Source organism: Paenibacillus cucumis (ex Kampfer et al. 2016) (assembly GCF_019748695.1).
In the GTDB taxonomy this organism is placed as follows: domain Bacteria; phylum Bacillota; class Bacilli; order Paenibacillales; family Paenibacillaceae; genus Paenibacillus; species Paenibacillus polysaccharolyticus.
Window position 1 is genome coordinate 1 of the sequence record NZ_JACLIC010000056.1, and the last position, 24,206, is coordinate 24,206.

Annotated in this window: 17 protein-coding genes; 10 read left to right on the top strand and 7 right to left on the bottom strand. The window is 47.7% G+C overall.

Annotated features, from left to right (window positions below; all coding sequences use genetic code 11):
• Positions 1-555: 555 nt before the first annotated feature.
• Positions 556-1,794: an MFS transporter gene (locus H7T88_RS27890; RefSeq protein ID WP_221791641.1), complete on the bottom strand. Its 1,239-nt coding sequence runs from the start codon at positions 1,792-1,794 to the stop codon at positions 556-558.
• Positions 1,795-1,991: 197 nt separating this feature from the next.
• Between H7T88_RS27890 and H7T88_RS27895 the strand changes: the two genes are divergently transcribed.
• Positions 1,992-2,636, top strand: a complete 645-nt coding sequence (locus H7T88_RS27895) for a molybdenum cofactor guanylyltransferase (protein WP_221791644.1) — start codon at positions 1,992-1,994, stop codon at positions 2,634-2,636.
• Here the strand turns inward: H7T88_RS27895 and H7T88_RS27900 are convergent.
• Positions 2,606-3,622 (bottom strand): AraC family transcriptional regulator, encoded by a 1,017-nt coding sequence (locus H7T88_RS27900; protein ID WP_260511196.1) that lies wholly within the window; start codon positions 3,620-3,622, stop codon positions 2,606-2,608. The genes H7T88_RS27895 and H7T88_RS27900 overlap by 31 nt on opposite strands.
• Positions 3,623-3,802: 180 nt before the next feature.
• Between H7T88_RS27900 and H7T88_RS27905 the strand changes: the two genes are divergently transcribed.
• From H7T88_RS27905 to H7T88_RS27935, 7 genes are all read left to right on the top strand, one after another.
• On the top strand, positions 3,803-5,809 hold the full coding sequence (locus H7T88_RS27905; protein ID WP_221791646.1) for a beta-galactosidase: 2,007 nt from the start codon (positions 3,803-3,805) through the stop codon (positions 5,807-5,809).
• Positions 5,810-5,979: 170 nt separating this feature from the next.
• Complete coding sequence (locus H7T88_RS27910) at positions 5,980-6,195, top strand: hypothetical protein (RefSeq protein WP_221791648.1); 216 nt, start codon at positions 5,980-5,982, stop codon at positions 6,193-6,195.
• Complete coding sequence (locus tag H7T88_RS27915; RefSeq protein WP_221791650.1) at positions 6,168-7,964, top strand: sensor histidine kinase; 1,797 nt, start codon at positions 6,168-6,170, stop codon at positions 7,962-7,964. The genes H7T88_RS27910 and H7T88_RS27915 overlap by 28 nt, the downstream gene beginning before the upstream one ends.
• Positions 7,961-9,061, top strand: coding sequence for a response regulator (locus H7T88_RS27920; RefSeq protein WP_261769660.1), 1,101 nt, complete (start codon positions 7,961-7,963; stop codon positions 9,059-9,061). The genes H7T88_RS27915 and H7T88_RS27920 overlap by 4 nt, the downstream gene beginning before the upstream one ends.
• Positions 9,062-9,202: 141 nt before the next feature.
• The gene (locus H7T88_RS27925) at positions 9,203-10,483 is read left to right on the top strand and encodes an ABC transporter substrate-binding protein (protein ID WP_154891989.1); all 1,281 of its coding nucleotides are present in this window, start codon (positions 9,203-9,205) and stop codon (positions 10,481-10,483) included.
• Between the two features lie 233 nt (positions 10,484-10,716).
• Positions 10,717-11,601 carry a carbohydrate ABC transporter permease gene (locus H7T88_RS27930; RefSeq protein WP_090922752.1) on the top strand — a complete coding sequence of 295 codons (885 nt, stop codon included), beginning with the start codon at positions 10,717-10,719 and terminating at the stop codon, positions 11,599-11,601.
• Positions 11,598-12,425, top strand: coding sequence for a carbohydrate ABC transporter permease (locus H7T88_RS27935; RefSeq protein WP_090922754.1), 828 nt, complete (start codon positions 11,598-11,600; stop codon positions 12,423-12,425). Before H7T88_RS27930 ends, H7T88_RS27935 begins: the two co-directional genes overlap by 4 nt.
• A gap of 234 nt (positions 12,426-12,659) precedes the next feature.
• Here H7T88_RS27935 and H7T88_RS27940 read toward each other — a convergent pair whose 3' ends face one another.
• Complete coding sequence (locus H7T88_RS27940; protein WP_221791652.1) at positions 12,660-14,177, bottom strand: aminotransferase-like domain-containing protein; 1,518 nt, start codon at positions 14,175-14,177, stop codon at positions 12,660-12,662.
• A gap of 156 nt (positions 14,178-14,333) precedes the next feature.
• On the opposite strand from H7T88_RS27940, the gene H7T88_RS27945 reads away from it, so the two are divergent.
• The gene (locus tag H7T88_RS27945) at positions 14,334-14,942 is read left to right on the top strand and encodes a LysE/ArgO family amino acid transporter (protein WP_221791653.1); all 609 of its coding nucleotides are present in this window, start codon (positions 14,334-14,336) and stop codon (positions 14,940-14,942) included.
• 160 nt (positions 14,943-15,102) lie between these two features.
• On the opposite strand, the gene H7T88_RS29095 is transcribed toward H7T88_RS27945, so the two are convergent.
• The 3 genes from H7T88_RS29095 to H7T88_RS27960 form a co-directional block, all read right to left on the bottom strand.
• Entirely contained in the window at positions 15,103-15,939 is an 837-nt protein-coding gene (locus H7T88_RS29095; protein ID WP_221791655.1) for a methyl-accepting chemotaxis protein, read from the bottom strand.
• Positions 15,940-16,269: 330 nt separating this feature from the next.
• Positions 16,270-17,271: a GTP 3',8-cyclase MoaA gene (moaA, locus tag H7T88_RS27955; protein WP_154891985.1), complete on the bottom strand. Its 1,002-nt coding sequence runs from the start codon at positions 17,269-17,271 to the stop codon at positions 16,270-16,272.
• Between the two features lie 134 nt (positions 17,272-17,405).
• Positions 17,406-19,466 carry a methyl-accepting chemotaxis protein gene (locus tag H7T88_RS27960; RefSeq protein ID WP_221791657.1) on the bottom strand — a complete coding sequence of 687 codons (2,061 nt, stop codon included), beginning with the start codon at positions 19,464-19,466 and terminating at the stop codon, positions 17,406-17,408.
• 609 nt (positions 19,467-20,075) lie between these two features.
• Here H7T88_RS27960 and H7T88_RS27965 point away from each other — a divergent pair.
• Positions 20,076-20,333: a hypothetical protein gene (locus tag H7T88_RS27965; RefSeq protein WP_221791659.1), complete on the top strand. Its 258-nt coding sequence runs from the start codon at positions 20,076-20,078 to the stop codon at positions 20,331-20,333.
• Positions 20,334-20,857: 524 nt separating this feature from the next.
• Here H7T88_RS27965 and H7T88_RS27970 read toward each other — a convergent pair.
• Positions 20,858-24,187 (bottom strand): efflux RND transporter permease subunit, encoded by a 3,330-nt coding sequence (locus tag H7T88_RS27970; protein WP_221791661.1) that lies wholly within the window; start codon positions 24,185-24,187, stop codon positions 20,858-20,860.
• Positions 24,188-24,206 lie beyond the last annotated feature (19 nt).

The following is a 24,206-nucleotide window of genomic DNA, read 5'->3' on the forward strand; positions in this document are numbered from 1 at the left end:
TTAAGTGTCCATCTTATAGGGTACATTTTACATCCTTAAGATGACGGGACGCCCTTTTTGTGTTTTTCGATATAGAGGGGATGTCTTCCTTATATTATGCAAATTACTCTAACGATCACAGGGAACGCTATTTCCCTACTATTCGGCACTTCTGAATTCTAACGATCCGTACGGAGCTTATTTCCTGAAAATGTAGTCTTTTCACCCTGTTTTCCCCGGTTTGAATGGAAATAAGGCTTCTGGTGATCGTTAGAATATGAAATGACTAAAAATTTGCACAGATAAGCTTCGTGGTGATCGTTAGCGGTTAGCTGCGAGAGTTACCACTAACTTTTCACAGGACTGTTCCATTGTCTGCAGGAATCATTACGCAAAAACTGAAGCTTCATTTGTTCAATGACTTCTCAGCTATTCCTCAACTACATCCTCCATCTACTTACCTCATTTACTTACCTCATTCAATTACTTCATCTACTGAACTCATCTAGCTCGTACTGCGAATTTCCCAGCACGCAGTGCTCTGCTTCATGCGAGGGTGGTCAGCCACATCCCCACTTACTTGTCTTCATCCATATTGCCCATCTCGGTCAGCACCGTTGGCTGGTACCCATTACGACGGTTCCACAGCCACATGATGGCAAAGCCAGCAGCGCCGATGAGTGAAAAGAAGACACCGATGTTGTACATTACCTCTGCACCGAAGCTCTGGAATAGCCAACCGCCAAACAGCCCGGCAATGACGCCGGAGAGACCACCCCAAGCCATCGTATACACCGCTTGCCCTGAGGAGCGGTAAGGCCGTGGAATAAACAGCATCGTCAGTTGTGTGCCCACATAGAAATAACCGCCAAAGGTGACCGAGTGCATGAGTTGAATAAAGACAACCTCCATCGGGTTGTTAGCCAGCGCCATGAGCTGCCAGCGAAGAGCAAACAACAGGCTGACCAGAATCAGAGAGCCCAGTAGTATGCTCATCTTGCGTTTCAGTAACCGATCCAGCAACAGGAACACACCCACTTCGAGAATAGAGGATGTGAAGATGGCCCAGCCGACCATCTGTTTGTCGCCGCCCATCTCTACAATATAAAGAGACATAAATGTACTGTTCATGGCATTGGGTACCGAAACGAGCACCCCAAGACCGATAAAGATCATAAAATACGGATTAAACATCACTTTGCCGAACCGCCGAAACGTCACAATCGGGGTATCAGAAGCAATGGGCTGCCTTGGCAAAAGTACAGAGAATACAAACGCTACTGCAATCATGCATGCAAAAATAATGGACACACTGCTAACGCCAAAACGGTCAATAACCGGCCCAGCAGCAACTGCAGTCAGCGCCCAACCTAGAGAGCCCCAGAGCCGAAAGGATCCGAACTTCTGACCTGTACCGTCGATATAACCGAGAATCAGGCTGTTGGTTTGAGCGAATAAGGGACTTTGGAAAAAATAAAAGAAAATCATGGCGACATAGATCCAGGCATATGAGGGCGCATAAAATACACCCTGTGCAAGCACAAAGGTGCCTCCCATCATCATCATTAGAACAATACGGATATTGCGCGACTTATCGCTCCAGAACCCCCAGAACGGATTGGCAAACAGAGATACAAAAGGACCGATGGCCATGAGGCTTCCAATCTCCAGTTTGGTCATACCAATCTCTTGAAGATAGAGCTGCAGGAATCCGGCAAAGATCGAAATGGCTCCGTAGATGAAAAAGTTATATAGTTTCAGAGAGGTCAGCGAGGAAGTGCCTCTCACAGGTGCAGATCTGTCCAATTGAGCCATTCCTTTCCGAATCGAATCATATTGTTCAATGTATCATTTGTTGAAAGGGGATTCAACGTATAGAATATATGAATTAAAGGCATGTCCTATCCCAGAACGGATGCAACGGAATGTATAATATGGATATGTGCTTTATAAGTTCGGTGTAATATTGCACGAATATATAACTCAGGTTCTTACGGGAAGAGGAGAGCGTTATGGACGCTGAAAAATGGACAGGCATTATATTGGCAGGTGGATTATCCAGCCGAATGGGAACGAACAAAGCACTACTCGAACTGAATGGTTCAGCCGTGTTAACTCATATAAACAATGCGATCAGACCCGCCGTATCCCGGGTTGTTGTTGCAGCGGGGCCGAGCGAAGCAATTTACACCGCACTAGGGGATGAAGACTTCGAATGCGTACAGGATGTTTACCCGGGCAAGGGGCCACTTGCGGGGCTCCACGCAGCACTCAGTGTCTCCCAGACAGAGTGGAATCTGGTTAGTGCCTGCGACATGCCGCTTCTGCAAACCTCTTTTTTCAATGGAATGAAGAGGCTCGCAGTACAATATCCAACATGCAACGCCATCGTTCCGCGAGTAGAAGGACGCATTCATCCCCTTGCAGGGGTTTACCACAGACATGTGCTTCCAGAGCTAGAACAGTGCCTTATTCATGACCGGCTGCGTGTCATTCGCTGGCTGGAAAAGATCGGTTGCCATTTTGCCGAAATAGACGAACTGGAGCAAGTAGGTATTGAACATGCCGCACTACAATTGAGCAATATGAATACTCCCGAAGAATTCGAAAATATACGAATTCATCTTCAGCGTTCGGAGTTTCCTTCTGGAGGTTGAGCAACGGGATTCAGGCTATTCTCTGCATGTTGATTTCGATAGAGTAGAGGGCTTTGGCCTGTCCAGCGTTTGAATTGTCTGCTGAAATGAGACAAATGGGTGTAACCAAGTTTGATGGCAATCTCCCCAAGCGAAAGATCAGGTTGCTCGATCAACACCTTGGCCTCTTGCAGTTTCAGGCTGGACAGGTAGGCCCGCGGAGAATGACCGAATACTTTGCGAAAAACTTGTAAACCATATCCCGGACTAATGCCAAACGACGAAATGATCTGCTCGACTTTGACCGAAGATACATTGTCGTCCCGTGATCGTAACTGGGCATGGAAAGCCTGCTTGATCGCTTCAGCGATCGCTCCTGCGTAATGCATGGCGGTCGGAGCAGGGGCATGAGCAGCATCAACCGAGATCGTGGATTCGGGTGTATTCTCTGCTGCTTGAGATAACAGCGCAAACAGTTCGAACATCCGTGCTTGCATGAGTAATTTGTCTGTGGACGAATAAGCCTCGGCTGTATTAATCATGCTCATCCAGCTTTCAAGCACGGCTTTTATTTTCATATTATCTCCCGTACCGGCGGCATAGATTCTGCTACGCTGGGACATGAGTTTTAAGGTGAATACCGGATCATCCACGTTAAAATGTGCGCTAAAATAGGTCATACCCTCCGCAGAAATACATGTATTGGTATGTTTGAATCCGGGCGGAATAAGCAGAATAGAGCCTTCATCCACCGTATACGTGTAGCCATGAATCACACTCTCCTGCGTTCCATGAATGATCAGAATGATCTCAAAGCCCGGATGTGTCTCCTCAGGCATAGCCCACCTATATGGAACTTGCTGGCTATGAGCGCCATAAAATTTGATGTTACAATCGATAATTGGAAGCCAGTGAGCCAGCGTATGGTATGGCATCTCTCGAAGCTGCGAACGGATATCCATGACATTCACCTCGGAAAAGGGTAAAAAATACTCGCCTTGTGCCATCGGCACTATGCATGTACTTCATTATAATCAGTTTAACGCGGACATCCTAATATATCGGGATATGCAAGCGTATCAACAGATATTAAACAACGAATAAAACGATACTAGCATTAATGTAAACGCTACCATCAGAAGCGGGAACATGTCAACTTACCTTATACACTCAAAGGAGACTATTTCATGGACAAATTATTATACGGCGTAGCCTATTATGATGAATATATGCCATATGAAAGACTGGACAAGGACATTCAGATGATGAAGGATGCTGGGATCAATGTCGTGCGCATCGCCGAATCAACGTGGAGTACCCATGAACCGCAAAACGGTGTGTTTGATTTCACTTCCGTCGATCGGGTGCTGGATGCGATGCATGCGGCCGGAATTCATGTCATCGTAGGCACACCAACGTATGCTGTTCCGACGTGGATGGTGAAGGAGCACCCGGACGTGCTGGCAACAACCGCACAGGGACCTGGAAAATATGGAGCAAGACAGATTATGGACATCACGCATCCGACGTATCTGTTTTATGCAGAGCGCATCATTCGTAAGCTGATCTCACGCGTGAGCAAACATCCGGCGGTTATCGGATATCAGACAGATAATGAAACCAAGCACTACAACACAGCTGGAGACAACGTGCAGTTACAGTTTGTTAAATATATGCGGAACAAGTTCAGCTCCCTGGACGAGTTGAACAAGGAATTTGGACTGGATTACTGGAGTAATCGGATCAATAGTTGGGAGGACTTCCCTTCCGTTGTGGGTACGATTAACGGTAGCCTGGGAGCTGAGTTTGCCAAGTTCCAGCGGCAATTGGTCACGGATTTCTTGGCGTGGCAAGTTGGGATTGTTAATGAGTACAAACAGGAAGGCCAGTTTGTTACCCAGAACTTTGACTTTGAATGGCGCGGGTATTCCTACGGCATTCAGGGGGATGTGGATCATTTTGCAGCATCCCGACCTTTTGACATCACCAGTGTAGATATCTATCATCCTTCCCAAGATGAGTTAACCGGCATTGAGATTTCGTTCGGAGGAGATGTGGCGCGTTCCACCAAACAATCCAACTACCTTGTTCTGGAGACCGAAGCACAGGCCTTCTGGCACTGGGTTCCTTATCCGGGCCAACTGCGATTACAGGCATTCAGTCATCTGGCTTCCGGAGCAAATATGGTGGCCTACTGGCATTGGCACTCGCTGCACAATTCGTTTGAGACCTACTGGAAAGGCCTGCTAAGCCATGATTTCGAATCGAATCCGGTGTATAACGAAGCGCAGACGATTGGCCGCGATTTTGCTCGCCTGAGTCCTAAGCTGGTGAATCTGAAGATAACAAATCGGGTGGCTGTACTGTTTAGTAACGAGGCGTTAACCTCCATCAAGTGGTTTGGCTTTAACTTTACCAGTGACAAGAACTACAACGACGTTGTGCGCTGGATGTACGATGAGCTGTATAAAATGAACATTGGCTGCGATCTTATCGATCCTTCCGTGGAGAGTTATGCAGATTATGATGTGCTAGTGGTGCCTGCTCTGTATGCTGCTTCGGATGCATTGCTGGAAAAATTAAATCAATTTGTACAGGACGGCGGACATATCGTCTACTCGTTCAAAAGCGGTTTTGCCAATGAACACATCAAAGTTCGTTCTACACGTCAGCCCGGACTGATCAGTGGAGCATGTGGCATTAGCTACAACTTGTTTGTTGAGCCAAAGCATGTTGGGCTACGCGATGATCCATTTGGCGTAGGTGAGGAGCATAATCAGGTACACACCTGGATGGAGCTGATTACGCCGACGACTGCGGAGGTGCTCGCTTGGTACGATCATCCACATTGGGGAGAGTATGCGGCAATCACGCAAAATAACTACGGTAAAGGCAAAGCAACATATGTTGGCTGTTATACGAGCGCTGCCGTCATTCGCAAGGTACTGGAACGTGTGATGAAGGACGCGGGTGTATGGGGAGCGGATCAGGAGCTTGCTTTTCCAATCATTGTGAAGACGGGTTTGAACGATCATGGGCATACCATCCGCTACTATTTCAACTATGCGGATGAGCCGGTTTCCTTCAAGCACGTGCACGGCGAAGGGACAGAGCTGTTATCGGGAGATTCGATTGCTGCTGGGCAGGAGATCAAGCTGGAACGATGGGGCATACGCATTATCGAACAACACTAGGGAATAATAGTGCAGATTTTAAGTTCCCAAGGAAAATAGAAGATTTTGAATTGTTCTTTTACACTTTAACGGAGAGGACAGAAAAAACCTGAAAAAGCGAAGCGTTCGCCTAAAAGCTTTCTGCAAGAAAGCTCCATCGGAAGCATACGCTTATCACCGGATTTTCCCTTTTGGAAAAAGGAATCAAAAAATCTGGGGATAACCGCTACTCTCCAGGTTATTCTGTCATCGGAGTGGCCTGTGTAAAATCTTGGTTCAACATTCACTTCATATTTTCCGAAAAAAATAACAAGACCATGGCGCCCTCGGCTTTGATGCTGGGGCGTTTGTCTTATTTTAGCTCAGGAGTGGATGCGCTGTGTTTAACGAATTATACCGTCGGCTGATAGACCCTTTCAAGCGCAGCATTCGTAATAAATTGATACTGACCATGACCCTGGTCGCTGTACTGCCAGTCATTGTGATAACTGCGGTAGCCGCGGAGAATGCGCGTTCCTCCATGGAAGCCGAGGTTATGGATACGAACCGGGTCAATATGAATTGGGCCTCTGTCTATCTGGCAGAACAGTTTACCCGCATGAATAATATCATTTATTCCATTCAGATCAGTGATGAGCTACATCAGTATTTGGCGTTGGGCCAAGAAGCGCCTGCTTCCAGCCGTTTTGACGAACAAAAGGCTGTTTTTAATATGCTGAACAGTGTGTACTATTCTGCTGGCAATTATGTGTTTGGGGTCGAACTGTACTTGAAGGAGCAGGACACCCTGTTCACCTTCAATTCTATGGAATCCCGAATTAAGACGGTTGCGGATATTCCGCAAGGGTATCATAAGCTTTTTACGGAGCATAAAGACTTTACAATTATCAATGATCCGGTAGATCCGCAAAAGTTCCATATGACCCGCAGCATGAACCGCTTTGAGGATCAGGCTCAGATCGGAGCAATCAGTCTGGAGATCAAGTGGGCCGAGTTTAACCAGACGCTTGAACTGCTCGACAGCAGGGGAGATTATACCGCCTATATCGGAGACAGTTCAGGTCATCCGGTATATCAGCCAAACTCCTCCATCCAGCCATCGGATGAAGCGTTGAAGCAGCTGAGCGAAACGAAGAATAACGCGGGTTTTATTCGTACAGCACAGGAATATATTTTCTATCACGATATTGAGTCGACAGGGCTAAGGGTGATTAAAATCGTACCGGATCATGTCATTAACGAGAGTGCACTGGAAACGATGAAGTATGGGCTAGTTGTGGGCGGAGTGGCAACGGTCGTGTCTGTTGCTCTGGCGGCACTGGTCGCTTGGCGAACCTCTAAACCTATTGTCAGACTGGCGAATTCAATGAAGGGTATCCAGTTGATCAAGGATCGTAAAGTAGAGCGTAGCGGACGAGTGGATGAGATTGGCCTGCTGGAGAAAAATCTGCACGGTATGGCTAGTCGAATTCGGGAGCATATCCGGGATAACTATTTGATGAATCTGGAGAAACAGACAGCCGAGCTCAAAGCACTACAATCTCAGATTCATCCCCACTTTCTGCAAAATACATTACAAATGATCGGTGGCATGGTCTATTCGCAAAAGCCGGCAGATAGCTACAAGGTGATCCGGGCATTAAGTGAGATGTTCCGCTATATTGTACGGGCACCGGACGGCCTTGTCCCTCTGCAATCCGAACTGGATCAATTGGAGCATTATATGCTGATTCAGAAGCAACGTTTTGCCACCCGACTTGAATATAAACTGGAAATTACGGGAGAACTCCGAGCGTGTTATATTCCGAAGTTATCCTTACAGCCTATTGTAGAAAATGCATTTTTGCATGGGCTGGAGAAAAAGCCTGGGGAGTGGAAGCTAGGCATCGAAGTGCTCTGTGATCCACAGCAGGGTAGGGTGACGATTCAAATTTGTGATAATGGCATGGGTATGGAGCCGGACAGGCTCGTAGAGATGCAATCCAAACTGGAACGCATTACGCGGTATACCGATCGGGTATGGAATTCAGGCACGAGTATTGGACTGCTCAATGCCGCATCACGAATGGTGATGCATTTTGGACCCGATTACGGTATGCGTATGGAAAGTAAACTTGGGCAGGGAACAAAAGTGATCGTAACGATCCCCTGCACAACAGGAGGCGAGCCCTTGTGAGCAAGGAGATCTATAGAGTGTTGCTGGTGGATGATGAGCCGTGGAATCGCGATATTTTACGTAATCTTGGTGAATGGGATGAGCTCGGCTTGGTTGTCTGCGGTGAAGCAGAGGATGGAGAACAGGCGATACAGATGGTCAAGACGTTGCAACCTCATCTTATTATTACGGACATGCGTATGCCTGGATCGGATGGTGTCGAGCTGATGCAGACGCTGAGCAGTCAGTACCCGGAGATTAAGGTCGTTGTGGTGAGCGGTTATGATGATTTTAATTATGCTAAACATGCTCTGCGGTATCGTGCAGCTGATTATCTGCTGAAACCGGTGAATCCGGATGAACTAAATGCTACGCTGGCGAAATGTAGTCATGAACTGGATAAAGCTGCTACGGCACCAGAAGTGTGGGAAGCTTATCGGGCTTCATTCGCGGGTGAATTCTCTCTGTTCCAGCAGCAAGCACGTCTGCGCTTCAACGACTTGAACCTGACGAGCCTGCGGGAATGGTTTCATCAATTAGAGCAGAAGCTGGAACAAAACGAGGTTCGCAGACCTCGCCAGCTTGGGCGTGCGGTTTATGAGCTGCAGAATATACTGGACGAGCTATGTGTGTCCAATGGGCTGTTTGATCGTCCGGAAGAGGGAATATTGCCTCCTGCATCAGCGCTGGGTTCGATCCGGGCGGCTGTGGAATGGATCTCCGCTTCCTATGTTCAGGCGCTGGAACAATTAATTGCCCAGCGTAAGTATAAGAACAAGCTCAACCTCGAAGAGGTAAAGCAATATATGCAGCAACACTGCATGGAGATGATTACGCTGGAGCAGCTTGCCCAAATATTTTTTGTCAGTAAGGAATATTTGAGCAAAGCTTTCAAGAAAGAATATGACGTGAACGTGACCGATTATGTGGTTCAACTTCGGATGACCAAGGCCAAAGAGTGGGTGATGGATGATCAGATTCCATTCAAACATATCGCCGAGATGACGGGGTATGAAGATGTGTCCTACTTCTATCGGGTATTCAAAAAGCACTTTGGTGTGTCACCCGGAGAGATGCGCAAAGGCCAGCATAAGTTGCCTAACCCATTCCCCGAATGAATCATTCGGGGAATGTTGCTTGAATTAAGGTTTAAAATAATCCAATGGAAGAGTCTAATTTTGTCCAATGAAGCGCTTACATTTTGCGATATATAATAAGCCTATGAAAGACAAACCAGTCACACCGGGAGGTCATAAGAGATGAAAGTATGGAAAAGCGTTGTAAGTGCGGCACTGGTCAGCGTTCTGCTCGCAGGCTGCGGCTCGAATGCAGGCACGGATAATGAACAGAACGAAGTCAAAGCTGGCAGCACCGTAAACCTCAAAGTATTCGTTGCTCAACCAAGGCTGAAAGAACATTACGATAAATATATAGAACAGTTCAAAGCCAAGGAAAAAGCAGACAAAAACATTGAAGTGAATGTGCAACTGGAGATGCCGCCAGCAGATAATGCACCTCAGATTTTGAAAACAAGACTTGCTTCCAATGACGCACCAGACGTATTTGCTCTGCATGCGGTGAATGAGATTCCACCTTTCAGCAAAGCCGGATATCTGGAGGACTTGTCCGACCAACCTTTTGTAGATAAATTATTGGATTCGGTTAAACCTTCGGTAACGGATGCAAGCGGCAAAGTGGTTGCGGTTCCACTGGAAACCTTGTCATGGGGTTATCTGTACAACAAAGATATCTTCAAGGAACAAGGGCTGGAGGTTCCAACAACGTTGACAGAAATGAAAGCGGTTGTAGAGAAGCTGAAAGCAGCTGGCATTACACCGTTTGAGCTGTCTTACAAAGAAGCTTGGGTTCCGCAATTATTCCTGCCACTCACTGTAGGGGCGCTGACACAAACGGAGCACAAAGACTTTGTGGAAAAAATGAACAAGGACGAAGCTTCCTTCTCCGATATGAAAGCACTGTTTGATGTGTTTGATCTCGTCAATGCGAACGGAACGGATAAAGCGCTTGAAGTTGGAGCCGATGACGGCGCTGCCGCTTATGCTACAGGCAAAGCGGCGATGTGGATTCAAGGACCTTGGTACGCAGAAACGATTCTGAAGTCCAACCCTGACGTTAATTTTGGTGTAGCTCCAATGCCGCTGAACGATAATCCGGATGATACGAAAATCAACCTGAGCACATCCACTTCACTAGCTGTATCGTCATCAAGTAAAAACAAAGAAGTGGCACTCGACTTTGTAAACTACATTCTGGATGATAAAGATTCCAGTGCATTCTATGAAGCGCTCAAGTTTAATCCGGTTGCCAAAGTGCATACGTTCAAGAGCTTCCCGTGGGTAGACGACGCCCTGAAATATGTTAATGAAGGCAAAGCTTATCAAGATCCAAAGATTCCACAAGCCGTGAAGGATGAGTCTGGTAAAGCTCTTCAAGGGTACTACTCCGGACAGTTGAATCAACAGCAGGTGATCGATGCGCTCGACAAAGCGTGGAAATCCTACAATAAAGTCAATAAATAAGAGCGGGATGCTTAACAAGTAAGCGCCTGAACGATCAACAAGGTTGAGCTGTAAGAAAGCAGTACCTGCGTTTGTTGACAAAATCTCGTTTGGTTCCGTATTAAGCTCGGGGTTTTGTCAACAAATTAGCGGTACTTTATTTCGTAACAGTCTCGAAGCAGATGAAACGGCTGGCTGAACGATCTTCGTTCCCCCGTTAACCTTCATCCGCTGTGCAAAAAGGGGGAGAAGTTATGGCTACGAATGTGTTCAAAAAGTATCTTTCATTGCTCGCGTTCACAGCGCCGGCCTTTGTAATCTATGCGATATTCCTGCTGTACCCGACGTTTAGCGGGATGTTCTACAGCTTGACGGATTGGAACGGGTTAAACCGTGACTACAGCTTTATCGGGCTGGGGAACTTTGTGGAATTGTTCAAGGAAGATCCTGACTTCCTCAACTCGCTGTGGTTTACGATGAAATATGTTATTTTTATGCTGATTTTGCAAAATGTCATTGCATTGCTGCTCGCCGTGTTCATTGAGTCGCGTACACGCAGCAAAGGGTTATTCCGCACATTGTTCTTCATGCCCAATATGATCAGTACAATCATCAGTGCATTCATGTGGACGTTCATCTTTTCCCAGGTGTTGCCGCAGCTGGCTGAGAAATTGGCCGTTTCTTTTCTCGACCAACAATGGCTCGGTGATCCGAAGTTCTCCTTCTACTCGATTCTAATCGTATCGCTTTGGAACGGTGTGGGCTATATGATGATCATCTACCTGGCTGCATTGCAGGGTGTACCGAAAAGCCTCAAGGAAGCCGCGGTTATTGACGGTGCAAATGCATTTCAAGTGTTACGTAACGTCGTACTGCCGATGATTACACACGCTATTACAATCTGTTTCTTCCTGACACTGAACGGTGCATTCAAAGTGTTCGAGGTGGTCTATGGATTGACAGGCGGCGGCCCGGGTCGGGCTACACAGGTCATCACCATGAATATCTATGAAGAAGCTTTTTCGAACAACTTCAGATACGGTTATGCCAGTGCCAAATCGGTTGTATTGTTTGCTATCGTTCTTATCTTTACACTCATCCAGATCACCGTCATGAAGAGAAAAGAGGTGGAAGCATGAGAATGCAGCGACTGAATAACTACCTGATTCGGCTGTTACTGATTCTCGGCTCTCTGGTAGCCATGCTACCGATCTACATGGCTGTGGTGAACTCATTCAAAACACAGGGTGAAATGTTCCAATCCTTTATTGCTCTGCCGACCACATTACATTGGGAGAACTACACGGATGCGTTTAACAAAATCAATCTGCTCGGCAGCTCGCTGAACTCCGCGATTGTGTCAATTCTGGGTATCGGAGGCATCGTCTTCTGTGCTTCGCTTGCAGGATACAAGCTGTCACGGACTTCCGGCAGGCTTAGCAATCTGATCTTCTTCATGTTTGTCGCTTCCATGCTGGTGCCGTTCCATTCCATCATGATCCCGCTGACGCGTGTCGCGAAGGGGATGGGGGTGCAGGGAAGCACTTACGGACTGGCTCTGATCTATATCGGACTTGGTGTAAACATGGCGATCTTCCTCTATCACGGGTTTGTGAAGTCCATTCCGCGTGAACTCGAAGAATCGGCTCAGATCGATGGATGTAACGAGTTCCAGACGTTTTTTCAGATTATTTTCCCGCTGCTGCTTCCGATCACGGTGACGATTGCAATTCTGGACTTCCTGTGGATATGGAATGACTTCCTGTTACCGCTATTGATGTTGACGGATGTAAACCGGTACACACTTATCCTGTCCACGAACATGCTGTTTGGTGAGTATAACAAGGAATGGCCGTTAATTCTCTCTTCTCTGGTTTTGACTGCAATTCCGGTTATCCTGATCTATGCATTCTTCCAAAAGTTCATTATGGAGGGTATTGCGGAGGGAGCGGTCAAAGGATAATAGGTATAGGAGCTTGTTCCTGTTCCTGCGATTCCACTCTACACACTTAAGTGTGTAAAAGCTCATGCTTATAGCCTTGAACTGCGGATATACTCCGTTAGTTCAAGGCTATTCTCATTTATGGAAAGAGAGGGACACCAAGGTGAGCATCCCAAATAAGCGCAAGTTGAGTATCAGCAGTACAATAGGGGGCAACGACGTATTTTACAATATTGCAATGTAAAGAGATGTTGCTCACACGCTGGGCTTCATTAGCCTGTGTGCTTCTTGTGCAAGGACAATCAGTCCGCGCTCCATCTCATCTTGCGAAGCATAGGCATAAGAGAGCCGGATATGACTCGCATCCAGCCGATCATACAGATAACCTGGGTGGATTAGAACATCGGCTTCCAGACAGGCAGAGAACAGCTTACGGATAGACAAGGGTTCCGCTGTGAAGCGTAGCCAGATATAGAACCCGCCTTCTGGCGTTGCCCATTCTGCAATGTCATGAAAATAGCGATGCAGTAGCTCCAGCATGAAGTCTCTGCGTCTTCGGAGCTCCGGACGTAGCCGCTCCATATGAGTTGTGTGATGGCCATCTGTAAACCATAATGCGGCGGCTTCCTGTGCGAGTGAACTGGTACCGTAATCCGTCTGCATTTTGATATCGGCCAGCCTTCGAATGACGGGCACAGGACCGACAAGCCAGCCAAGACGAAGACCTGGACTGACCGCTTTGGAGAGAGTGCCCATATGCAGCACCCGACCTTCCTGATCCATTGCCTTAAGTGGAAGAGGAGGAGGGTGATCCAGCCAAAGTTCCTGATAAGCGGCATCCTCCAAGATCGAAATGCCGGAGTTGCGGGCGAGGGACATCAATTCATCCCGGCGACGGCAGCTCATCACGCTGCCTGTAGGATTATGGAAGCTCGGTATGGTGTACAGTAGCGGGAAGGACTCGCTGTTATTCTCGTCGTTTCCTGAGTGCAACGTTCGTATCGCATGTTCTAAATGTCCCAGATGTAATCCCTCTTCCTCCATGGCAATTCCGTTTAGCTTTAGCCCTGCCGATTGGAAGGCATGGATGGAATAGAGATAGGACGGCTTCTCTAACAAGACAGTAGATCCACGAGGCAGCAGTCCCACAGAGATTAGATGCAGTGCTTGTAGAGATCCCGATACGATCAGAATCGAATCAGGTGAGGCCTGAATGCCATTAGACTGCAAATGTATGGACAACGCCTCACGAAGCGCCAGGCTGCCTTGAGGTTCGATGTAATTCAGCATACGTGTTTGGCTGGACAGGGTCTGGAGGATTTTATTAAACGCTTCGTTAGGCATCAGCTCTGGCGCGAGCTCACCTGTACCCAGCCGAATAATGCCGGGTCTGAACTCTGCCTGATTAATCTGCTGAATCTCGGGCAAATTCGGATAGTACCAGCCTTCCTGTGCAGCTTCGCTCCAGTTGGGTAAGGCGGCATGGGCCATACTGTGCCAACCGGAACCGGAGACGTAGGTACCGCCTCCGTGTCGGCCTTCAATCATCCCTGCCGCAGTCAGGTTATCCAGAGCGGTGACCAGCGTACTGCGGTTTACACCCATGGATGTTGCCAGTGTTCGCTGAGAAGGCAGACGAGTCCCAGCCGACCACTCGCCTGTTGTGATTTTTTGCCGGATATAGGCTTCAATCTGACGATACATAGGCAAATCAAGCGCAGGGTTAGGCTGCCAAATTTGTCTAGAAGATGTATTGGAATATTGACGTCCCATCAGGTAATTTCACCTCCTGTAGTTATAAAGAAAGAGTCCGTTATCGTGTTTGTATCGTCCACTATACCATTTGGTTGGGCTCCATGCCATCCAAGTGGTTGGTTACGTCTTCCCTAATTTCATTTACGCTGAAGAAAGAGATAAGGGGGATGGACAATGGACGTTTTTATTCATGCAGTGGTGCTGGCATTTGGCTTGATCTTACCGCTGGGTGTTCAGAATGTATTTATTTTCAATCAAGGGTTAACGCAGAAGAAATACTTGCATGCACTGCCGGCTATAATTACAGCAGGGATTAGTGATACGCTGCTGATTGGAGCCGCTGTAGGGGGCATGTCTCTCATTTTGATTCAATGGCCTATACTCACCCATGTTTTATATGTGGCTGGAAGCCTGTTCTTGCTCTACATGGCCTGGGGGTTATGGAAATCATCGGCTTCCTCAGATAAAGCCCCGACAGCGATGTCGGCAGGTCGGCAGATTGCTTTTGCCGCTTCGGTGTCTATTCTCAATCCGCATGCATTGCTGGATACCGTGGCTGTCATTGGTACAAGTTCCATTCAGTATGCAGGGGGGGAGCGTATGTATTTTACGGTCACAACAATGGCTGTATCCTGGATTTGGTTTCTGGGGCTTGCCGCTGCAGGCAGCGTAGTTGGCAATCATGATCGCACAGGGCATCTACGAATTGTGCTGAACCGCATATCCGCTTTGATTATGGTTGGAATCGCGCTGATGATGTGCTGGAGGCTTTTTAACTCCTAAATCAGGTGTTCAAAGCACATGAGCAAGGTGAATCAATGAAAACTAGGGAATCGTAAAGGCTGGATGGGTGTAAGAAGGGGGCAGCCGTGCACCTGCTAGCTAACACTTCGTAGCAAAAAAGCTCCCCGTCACAGAGTCACGGGAAGCTTGATGTATCCGTTTATTCTGCTTTTAGCAGCATCGATTCAATAAACACTTTAAGATCTTGGCTTGTTGCGTTCAGATGGTCAATAATCTCACTGAACTCCGTTACAAGTTCAGACTGTGCATTGCTGGACTGTGTTATGGAGGTAATTTCCTGTTCCATCTGCTGAATGGAGGACTGCACATCCTTGAGGGAACGTTCAATGTTCACCGTCGCCTCCTTGGTTCCGGTGGACAGTTTACGCACTTCGGTGGCAACTACGCCGAACCCCGCACCTGCCGCGCCCGCGCGTGCGGCTTCGATGGCTGCATTCAGACCAAGCAGATTCGTTTGTTCCGATACTTCACGAATAAATACGGCAACTTTATTGACCTCTCCGGAGTTCTTCACAGCGAGGCGTGTGTTGTCCAAAATTTGCGTAGACGAAGCAGTTAGCTGTTCGGACTGTGCAGCGACCGTCTGCACCATCTCTGATAACCTGCCGCTGATGCCTGTAATCAGGTCGGTAAAGTGCTCCAGCTTTTCTTCGTTCTGAAGTGAAAAACCTATAGCAAGCGTTCCTGCAATCTTTCCTTCATCATCATAAAGAGGAGTGGCGGATGAAATAATGGGTGTGCCGTAAAATTTGGCGTCAATGCGATTGGCTGAGGTCTCCCCATGCACAAGTGCCCGGCGCAGTGTAGGGTCTTCAAGAGAGATCGGATCTCCGGCTCTGATGCCAAGATCAAGCTCGTTGCCGGGAACGTAATACCAGAACTTCTCGGTATCGGTAACGGCAATCATAATATCGTGTTCTTTCAGCATAATTTTAAAATAAGGACTTGCTGCAGTGAGTGCTTCTACGATGTTCAATAAGTTCAGCTCCTGTAGGTATGTGTGTATATCATCTGGGTGTATATTATACATCGTCAGATCGATTAGCATAATTTAGGCCTAAAAAGGGCATAACGTCTATTACATTTTTTTGAAGCGTTTGAATCAGAGCATGTTATGTTTTTAATACGATATTTACATATGTGCAAAAAAAACAGACGGGAACATGATGTTCTCGTCTGTTTTGATCATACATAATACAGCACTTATTATGACGTTCTCAACTGACGGAATGTTCGATAAACGATGTGTCTTCCGTTAGGTGATTGAAGCATTTCTTGCGTGTCGTAGGGGCTGTACGGCTTCGTTCTATCCACCGATCTGCGACATGCGTCGTACCGTCGGGGTGTGGGATTGCATTTTTTTCTCCAGTGCCAGCGCCATTTCATGATTTTTCGGTTTGGTACCGAGTGCTTTCAGGAAAAGTGCGGCCATCGCATCGGGATCATCTACATAGCGGCGAACATTGTATTCATCTGACCAGTACAGACAAGCCTTGATATGTCCGTCCGCTGTAAGGCGCAGCCGATTACAGTTATCGCAGAAGTGGTCACTGACTGGATGAATAAGACCAAATGTGCCTTGGGAGCCTGTAATTTTCATATTACGTGATGGACCGTTCCCGGCAGGGCCCTCGGTATTCTCAACCGTCCAGCCAGCCTCGGCGCATACATCCGTCACGGCCTCCAGCGGCAAATACGATTGACGCCAGGAATCGGAAGCCTGCCCGATTGGCATGTATTCAATGAATCGCACATGTAGCGGCTGATCCATCGTCATAGCGATAAAATCCTTGATCTCATCATCATTAATGCCTTTCATGAGCACGACATTCAGCTTGATCGGTGCCAGGCCCACCGCAGTAGCTGCCTCGATACCCTTCAGTACCTTATTGACATCTCCACCGCGTGTGATCATAGAGAAGCGGTCAGCATGCAGGGAGTCCAGGCTAATATTAATGCGGTTCAGCCCAGCATCCTTCAAAGCCTTCGCCTGTTTGTCCAGCAACAAGGCATTCGTGGTCAGTGCAATGTCCTCGATGCCATCAATGGCAGAGATCATGCCCACAAGTTTATGCAAATCCTTACGTACCAGGGGTTCTCCCCCCGTGAGCCGAACCTTGCGCATGCCCATCGGGGCGAGCACTTTTAGCACTTCCGTAATTTCTTCATAACTCATTATCTCATCATGCGGAGCAAACTCCATGCCTTCCGCGGGCATACAGTAGACACAGCGCAGATTGCAGCGGTCCGTAACGGAAATACGGATGTAGTCATGTATACGGCCAAATGAATCCTGAAGCAGTTCCATGCAGACCACCCTTTCAACGGTTCAGATTGGAAACCTTCTATAGTAAATGATACGACAATTGTAAAAGCAACAGTTGCATCAAATTTTAGCTATTTCTCCAATCCGCGTCAATGATGACGTCCCATGATAGCAATTTAAGCAGGCTGATTTAATTGAAATTGGCCAACGACTTGTTGCAGGAACAGGGTAATGGCCTCCACATCATGGGAGGATTGCTGAACCTTCAACATATCCCGAATCAACGCCATCATCTCGGCTTCCACCTCGGCGGAGGTCACCCGATTTTGGTGGCTGATGGCAGCGATATTTTCCATCAAAAATACGACCTGATCGACGACTTGGGTACGCTCGGCTTCTTCGGAGCTGGCTTTTTGGAGAAGCTCTGACGCTGCTTGAACCAGCGTTGTTCCTTCGGCGAGCACCTGGTCTCCTTCGGTGATTTGCTTGGAAGCTGCGCTTGCAGCCGTCGAGATCCGATCCAAAATCTGATGAATGTCCTCTGTAGAGGAGCGGGACACATCGGCCAGCTTACGAATCTCTTCAGCGACAACCGAGAACCCGCGTCCATGCTCTCCGACGCGAGCGGCTTCGATTGTCGCATTTAATGCGAGCAGATTGGTCTGTGCGGATATTTCTTCAATGACCGCCAAGGCGCGGTAGATGTCTTTCATTGTGCCGAGGAAGGAGAGGATCGTCTGGTTAGTATCCGACACGGCACTGGAGATTTGAATCATTGAACCAAGCTTGAGGTTGACGCGGTCAGTAGTCACTTGAGTGGTCTCTGTAGATGCACGCATCAGATGCTGATTATCCATCACGTCCACCGTAGCCCGCTGGACTTTGAGCATAATGCTCTCCAGAGAATCAATCATATTATTAATCCATTTAGCCAGTTCACCTGATTCATCTTGAGCAAAAGCGTTTGTGTCCAGACGCTGGGTAAGATCACCTTTACCCTCCGCGTTCACCCGAATGAATTGACTGAGACTCCGCAAGTCCCCATGGACGCGGTTGTATTGTTTGCGATGAAGCTGGAATGCACCCAAGAATCCCAAGATGACATGAAAGCCGGCGATTGCAGCAGCGTTCCATCCGCTGCCTGTCAGCACAAAAATCAAGGCGGCAGCAAGAAGGGCCGAGAGCATAATATAGAAGCTATGCTGTTTGAATTGTCGCCATCCGATACTGCGTATGCGGTACACTTCTTCCAGATCACCTTCGCACATCATGCCCCAGCGATCCGGGCAGTGAGGGAGATGAAAGGTGATACCTTTACCGATGACGGGAATATGGCGGTAATCCGAATAACCGGGATAGGACACAAACAGATTGGAGCCATTTTGAATCGTTTTCGATACGCCCGGATGTAATTGGCCGGTAGAGGGATCGGTGAACATCAGCTCAAGCTCTGTATGCTCTTGGACAGACACGATGCCCCAATCGGTTGTTACACCGTCTTTCAGGTTTTCTCCATGTGTGAATGTTCGATCCTCGAAGCGGCTCCGAGATAGAGCAGTACCTGGCTGTAGCTCAGGTCGCAACACAGACTCGGCCATAAACAGATAGTTATCACCTGAGTCCGGATAGATGTGTCCCGATTCACGCTGAATGAGATCACCAAGCACGTCGCCAGGAATACGGCTGCATAAAGCACCTGCGTACCTACCTTGTTGCACGATAGGGACAATGAACATCAGGGTAATCGCGTCATGAAATGTGGACGAGCGTGGTCCGATTTCCAGCGTAAGCGGATCAGAATACGGACCATACAGACATTTCTGACCGTGTATAGTTGCTTGTCCATAGCTCAATCCGGGACCAAAGGATATATTCTCGTGAGGGGTATAACGCTGACCTATATGTTTCTGATATGTAGAAAATACAACTTGATGCTGCTCGTTAAGTATGAACAATTCCGTACTATCCTGGGTGCGTGCATAGCTCGCCTTAAACCAGGTATCCAGCTTTTCTGCCTGTGCTGATCCGTGCTCCACCTCCTGGAAGTTAACCGATCCGATCTGCTGAAGCAATCGATCCAGATGACTCCACTGATCACTCGCCCAATCTATCAATAACTGTCTTCTTGTCTCCGCGATCCCTTCAAAAATGTGCTCCACATCTTCCTTCCGGTGTGCATTCAACCGATAAGACCACCACAGCGGTAACCCTTTTTTCCATCCCAGCCAATCAAACATGATGACCACCCCGAATTTTGGATTTAAAAAGATTTGAACAGCCCTCAAACATGTTGTTTTTCATGATTTTGTGGTAATTCAAGCTATCGTTGGTACAACTGTATCCCACCATGGCTTTATTACAATCTCTGTCTATATCCAACGTTATACATGAAATCTCATAGCATTACGAGTAGATGTGTCATATTTTCCGAATATTTCATCAATTAATACAAATGAATATACGCTGTTTGCAGAAGATAGAGGAGTGGAGAGGGAGTTTGATTTATGGCAACTGCATGTTACTTCATGTCACAACAAACGTGTAAGAGATATACAACAGATATGCAACAAATATGATGAGAATTAATCTCATTTTACAGTGTGTCACATGTACAAGCCCATACTCCACACAGTTTGTATAATGTAATTTTCGGCCAAATCGATATAGTAGTATCTAACAAGTCAACCCGTTACGTTTGTGTAGGTTAACCTTCCACCATTCAGCCTTGACGTTTGCTCCAACCATCCCATCCTTCCAAAGGAGAATGCCTATGAACTCTCCCTCTGTTGTATTACTTCATCCATCCACAAGAGTTACCTCTGAACAACAGCTTATCGAGGTGGATCATGTTTCTGTCATCTTTGGCAGCGGTCCATGCACTTGATCCACCTCTTCTATTAATGGATGAGCCGTTCTCTGCGCTGGATGAATTCACCAAAGAAAAATTGCAGATGGAGCTACTTGAGATTAAACGTTCCACCGGAAAAACCTTCCTCTTTGTTACCCATAGCATCCCCATAGCATCCCCAAAGCAGTCTTTTTATCGGACCGCATCATCGTACTCTCTGCCCATCCGGGCCAAGTGCATTCGGTCCATTCCGTGAACCTTCCAGCCGAGCGAGAGAGCCAGTTGAGGGAAACCGAACCTTTCTATCAGATGATAACGACAATTTATCCAGCGTACGTAGCACTCCAATGCACGATGACTGGCAAGGTACTCGGCCTTGCGAGACACAGGACGTTTCAGCATGTCTCTAACTCGGATGTGAAGCGTAGTCTCCCCCACACCATCACCGCCCTTTCCCATGACTTATCTGTAGATTTGATACAAAAGATGCTGGATTCAGGTTGCATACTTGCTGGATTTTTAAGGGGAAGTATGTGTATTTAGATCGGATGAGATTAAACCTGACGTTCATTTAGTCTGGATAACAAAAATAATCGATCTTTTTGTCACACATCTTAAATGGCATCAGATTGGTAGCAGATACATGTTCGACTTTTTACCATCGACACGATAAAAAATGCCCTTGATCAGGCACGGGAATCACTACAGATTCCAGTACCCGTCAAGGGCAAATTTTTGCTCGCGATCACATCTGAATCGTGGGAATAACGATAGACTGAATTAATCGACGATTTTTTTCTTTTTGAATTTCATCAGGAACTCATACACGATTGGCACGATGACCAGCGTAAGCAGTGTAGAACTGATCAGACCACCGATTACGGTAATTCCGAGTCCTTTCGAGATGATACCTGCACTTTCTTCGAGACCTGTTACCAGTGGCAGCAGGGCACCAATCGTTGCGAGAGCGGTCATCAGGATTGGACGCAGACGTGTAGCTCCGGCTTCCAGCAGCGCTTCACGCGTCGTGAGTCCTTCGTTTTCCTTATGAATAACACGGTCGATCAAAACAATGGCGTTGGTAACAACGATACCGATCAGCATCAGTGCACCCATCATAGCGGATACATCGAGTGTACCGCCTGCGATAAACAAACCAACCATGATACCAATCACGGTGAATGGCAGAGAGAACAGAATCGCGAATGGTGCAAGTCCGCCGCCAAATGTCACCACGAGCACGAAGTATACAATCGCAATGGCTGCCAGCATTGCCAGACCAAGCTGCGTAAAGGTGTCATTAATCTGTTCGGTTGTACCGCCAAACTTCACTTCAACGCCATCCGGCAAGTCCAGCTTGTCGATGTTGGCTTTCAGGTTTTGCGAAGCTTTGGTCACATCGGATGCCAGAATGTTCGCTGTCACCTGTACAACCACTTTGCCATCAATACGCATGATGGAGTTCGGTGAAGTGCCTTCTTCCACTTTGGCTACATCCTTGATTGGAATCTGGATGCCCAGCGGTGAAGTGACCTTTTCATTTTCAATATCCTTGATGCTGTTGAACGTTTTGTTGTCCGTTTCTACATAGACTTTGTACGTTTTGTTGTCGATATCCACTTCCGTAAGTACCGGACGTTCACGTACAGGGCTCAGTGCCATTGCCAGTTGACCCGCCGTAAGGCCGAGTTTGCTGAGCTTCTCCTGATCGGCAACGAGGGTGTACTGACCGTAGGTGTCGGAGATGGTGGTATCTGCTTTTTCAAAAGAGTCCTTTTCCGCTTGAACCAGTTTCAGGACTTCTTCAGCTACAGGTTTCAATTGCTCCACACTATCCCCGTAGATGGACAGGCTTAAGTTGCTTCCGCCAAATCCGCCGGACATGTCGAGTTCACTCCATGTGCCTTTGGTCACTTCTTTTTGCAAACCTTCAACCAGTTGTTTCTTCACATCGGTAAAATCTTTGGTGTCTTTATTGTATTGAATGTAGAAGAGTGCAGAGTTACCGCCGCCTCCACCCATGCTAGCGAGCGGGTTACCACCGCCGATGGAATATTGCATTTTCTCCATACCTGGCTGTTTCAGTAACCATTTCTCAGCAACGAGGGCTTCTTTTTCTACATCTTCACGAAGTGAGCCCGTTTCCGGACTATAGGTGATCGTGGCGAATTTATCCTTTTGCTCTGGCAGGAAACTTGTGCCAATGAATGGGTATAGGAACAAGCTGCCGACCAATAGTAGAACCGCAATAAGAACGGTAATGATTTTGTGAGAGAGCGTCCAGTTCAACAGGCGTTTGTAGCTTTCAGCCAGTTTACCTGGTTTTTCTTCATGGTTTTGTTTGTTCTTGATCCCTTTACGGAACAAGCTGTGTGCCAGCATCGGTACAATCGTGATTGCAACCAGTAGGGATGCGAGCAGGGCGAATACCATCGTCAAGGCAAATGGCATGAACAACTCTCCGACCATACCGCTAACGAGTGCGAGCGGCAAGAAGACTGCAATCGTAACAATGGTTGAGGAGAGGATCGGGATAAACATCTCGCGAGTCGCCTCACGAACCAGATCCCGGCCTTTCAGCATCTCGTTTTTGAGCGTCAGTCTGCGGTAGATGTTCTCGATAACAACGATGGAGTCATCGACAACCCGGCCGATCGCAACCGTCATTGCTCCGAGTGTCATCATGTTCAAGGTAATGTCCATCAGATTGAGCGCCGTCAATGCCATGAGCAAGGAGAGCGGAATCGAGATAATGGAGATAATCGTTGAACGGATGTTACGCAGGAAGAGCAGGATAATCAGAATCGCGAACAAGGCACCAAATATAGCTTTGCCCAGCATCGTGTTGACGGAATCCTGGATAGGTTGACCTTGGTCAAGCAAGATCGTCAATTCGGCATTTTTGAATTGCTTCTGCAATTCTTCTGCTTTATTTTTGACGGCCTTAACCACGTCCACCGTATTGGCATCGTTGGATTTCACCACGGAAATACCGATGGACTCCTTGCCGTTGGTACGGGAAATGGACTCGGCTTGACCGATGACCTCAATCTTGGCAATGTCGCTTAGCTTCACGGTTGGGATTCCTGCTGCGTTTGCCGCACCTGCGGCACCCGATGGATTTGCTGTAGCAGCATTGCCGCTACCCGCTTGACCTGCTGCCGGGTTGGAACCTTGCGCAGCACCAGATGCATCTTGTCCAGCTTGAGCCGATGAATCCGCAGTTTGACCACTAGCTTGACCGGCTTGAGCACCGCCACCTTGGGAAGTCCCTGTCGCAGCAGAACCTTGTCCAGCAGCCGCTCCAGCACCCTGACCCGCAGAAACACCAGCGCCTTGGTTTGCACCAGCCCCAGCTCCGCTAGGTACGACTGGGATCGCCAGATCTTTCAGATCATCGAGTCCGATGATGTTGCCGTCTACAACTACGGCTTTCTGGGATTTATCCAGTTCGAAGAGGCCGAGGGGAACACGAATGGATGAACCTTTAACGATGCCGTTCACCGTATCTTCGCTTAGACCGAGTTCAGCCATTTTGGCTTGATCAAACGTCAATTGCACTTCTTTAACGTACTGACCGGACACTTGAACCTGAGCTACACCATCAATATCTTCTAGTGCGGGTTTGATGTCCGATTCTACAAGTCGTGTCAGTTCTTCCAAATCCCCGCCGTCCTTGTCGGACAAACTGAGGGATACAACCGGGAACGAGTTAATGCTGAATTTGGAGATGGTTGGTTTCTGCACACTGTCCGGCAATTGCACCTCGTTCAGTGCTTCACGAACCGTAGCTGTTGCGTTCGTCAAATCCGTTCCATAGTCGAATTCCAGCGTGATGGATGCCGCATTCTCCATAGAAGTGGAGGTGACGGTCTTCACACCCTCGAGGTTGCGTAGCTTCTGTTCCAGCGGCTTCGTGACATCTTCTACAATACCTTCGGGAGCTGCACCCGGATCAATCGCCGTGACATTCAGAAACGGTACATTGATGTTCGGAATAGTCTCCTGCTTCATCGTCATTCCGCTGTACAAGCCTGCGAATGAGATGATGATGGTCAGAATCCAGATTGCAAACTTGTTGTTCAGTGAAAAGTTAATAATCCCTTTCATACGTTGGTTTCTTCTCCTC

Excerpts from the sequence above, each read along its gene's own strand:
- H7T88_RS27930 (WP_090922752.1), top strand. The coding sequence starts at position 10,717 with ATGGCTACGAATGTGTTCAAAAAGTATCTTTCATTGCTCGCGTTCACA.
- moaA (WP_154891985.1), bottom strand. The coding sequence starts at position 17,271 with ATGGAACTGCTTCAGGATTCATTTGGCCGTATACATGACTACATCCGT.
- H7T88_RS27960 (WP_221791657.1), bottom strand. The coding sequence starts at position 19,466 with ATGTTTGATTGGCTGGGATGGAAAAAAGGGTTACCGCTGTGGTGGTCT.
- H7T88_RS27900 (WP_260511196.1), bottom strand. The coding sequence starts at position 3,622 with ATGGCACAAGGCGAGTATTTTTTACCCTTTTCCGAGGTGAATGTCATG.
- H7T88_RS27890 (WP_221791641.1), bottom strand. The coding sequence starts at position 1,794 with ATGGCTCAATTGGACAGATCTGCACCTGTGAGAGGCACTTCCTCGCTG.
- H7T88_RS27965 (WP_221791659.1), top strand. The coding sequence starts at position 20,076 with ATGTTTCTGTCATCTTTGGCAGCGGTCCATGCACTTGATCCACCTCTT.
- H7T88_RS27895 (WP_221791644.1), top strand. The coding sequence starts at position 1,992 with ATGGACGCTGAAAAATGGACAGGCATTATATTGGCAGGTGGATTATCC.
- H7T88_RS27905 (WP_221791646.1), top strand. The coding sequence starts at position 3,803 with ATGGACAAATTATTATACGGCGTAGCCTATTATGATGAATATATGCCA.
- H7T88_RS27935 (WP_090922754.1), top strand. The coding sequence starts at position 11,598 with ATGAGAATGCAGCGACTGAATAACTACCTGATTCGGCTGTTACTGATT.
- H7T88_RS27925 (WP_154891989.1), top strand. The coding sequence starts at position 9,203 with ATGAAAGTATGGAAAAGCGTTGTAAGTGCGGCACTGGTCAGCGTTCTG.
- H7T88_RS27945 (WP_221791653.1), top strand. The coding sequence starts at position 14,334 with ATGGACGTTTTTATTCATGCAGTGGTGCTGGCATTTGGCTTGATCTTA.
- H7T88_RS27970 (WP_221791661.1), bottom strand. The coding sequence starts at position 24,187 with ATGAAAGGGATTATTAACTTTTCACTGAACAACAAGTTTGCAATCTGG.
- H7T88_RS27940 (WP_221791652.1), bottom strand. The coding sequence starts at position 14,177 with ATGGGACGTCAATATTCCAATACATCTTCTAGACAAATTTGGCAGCCT.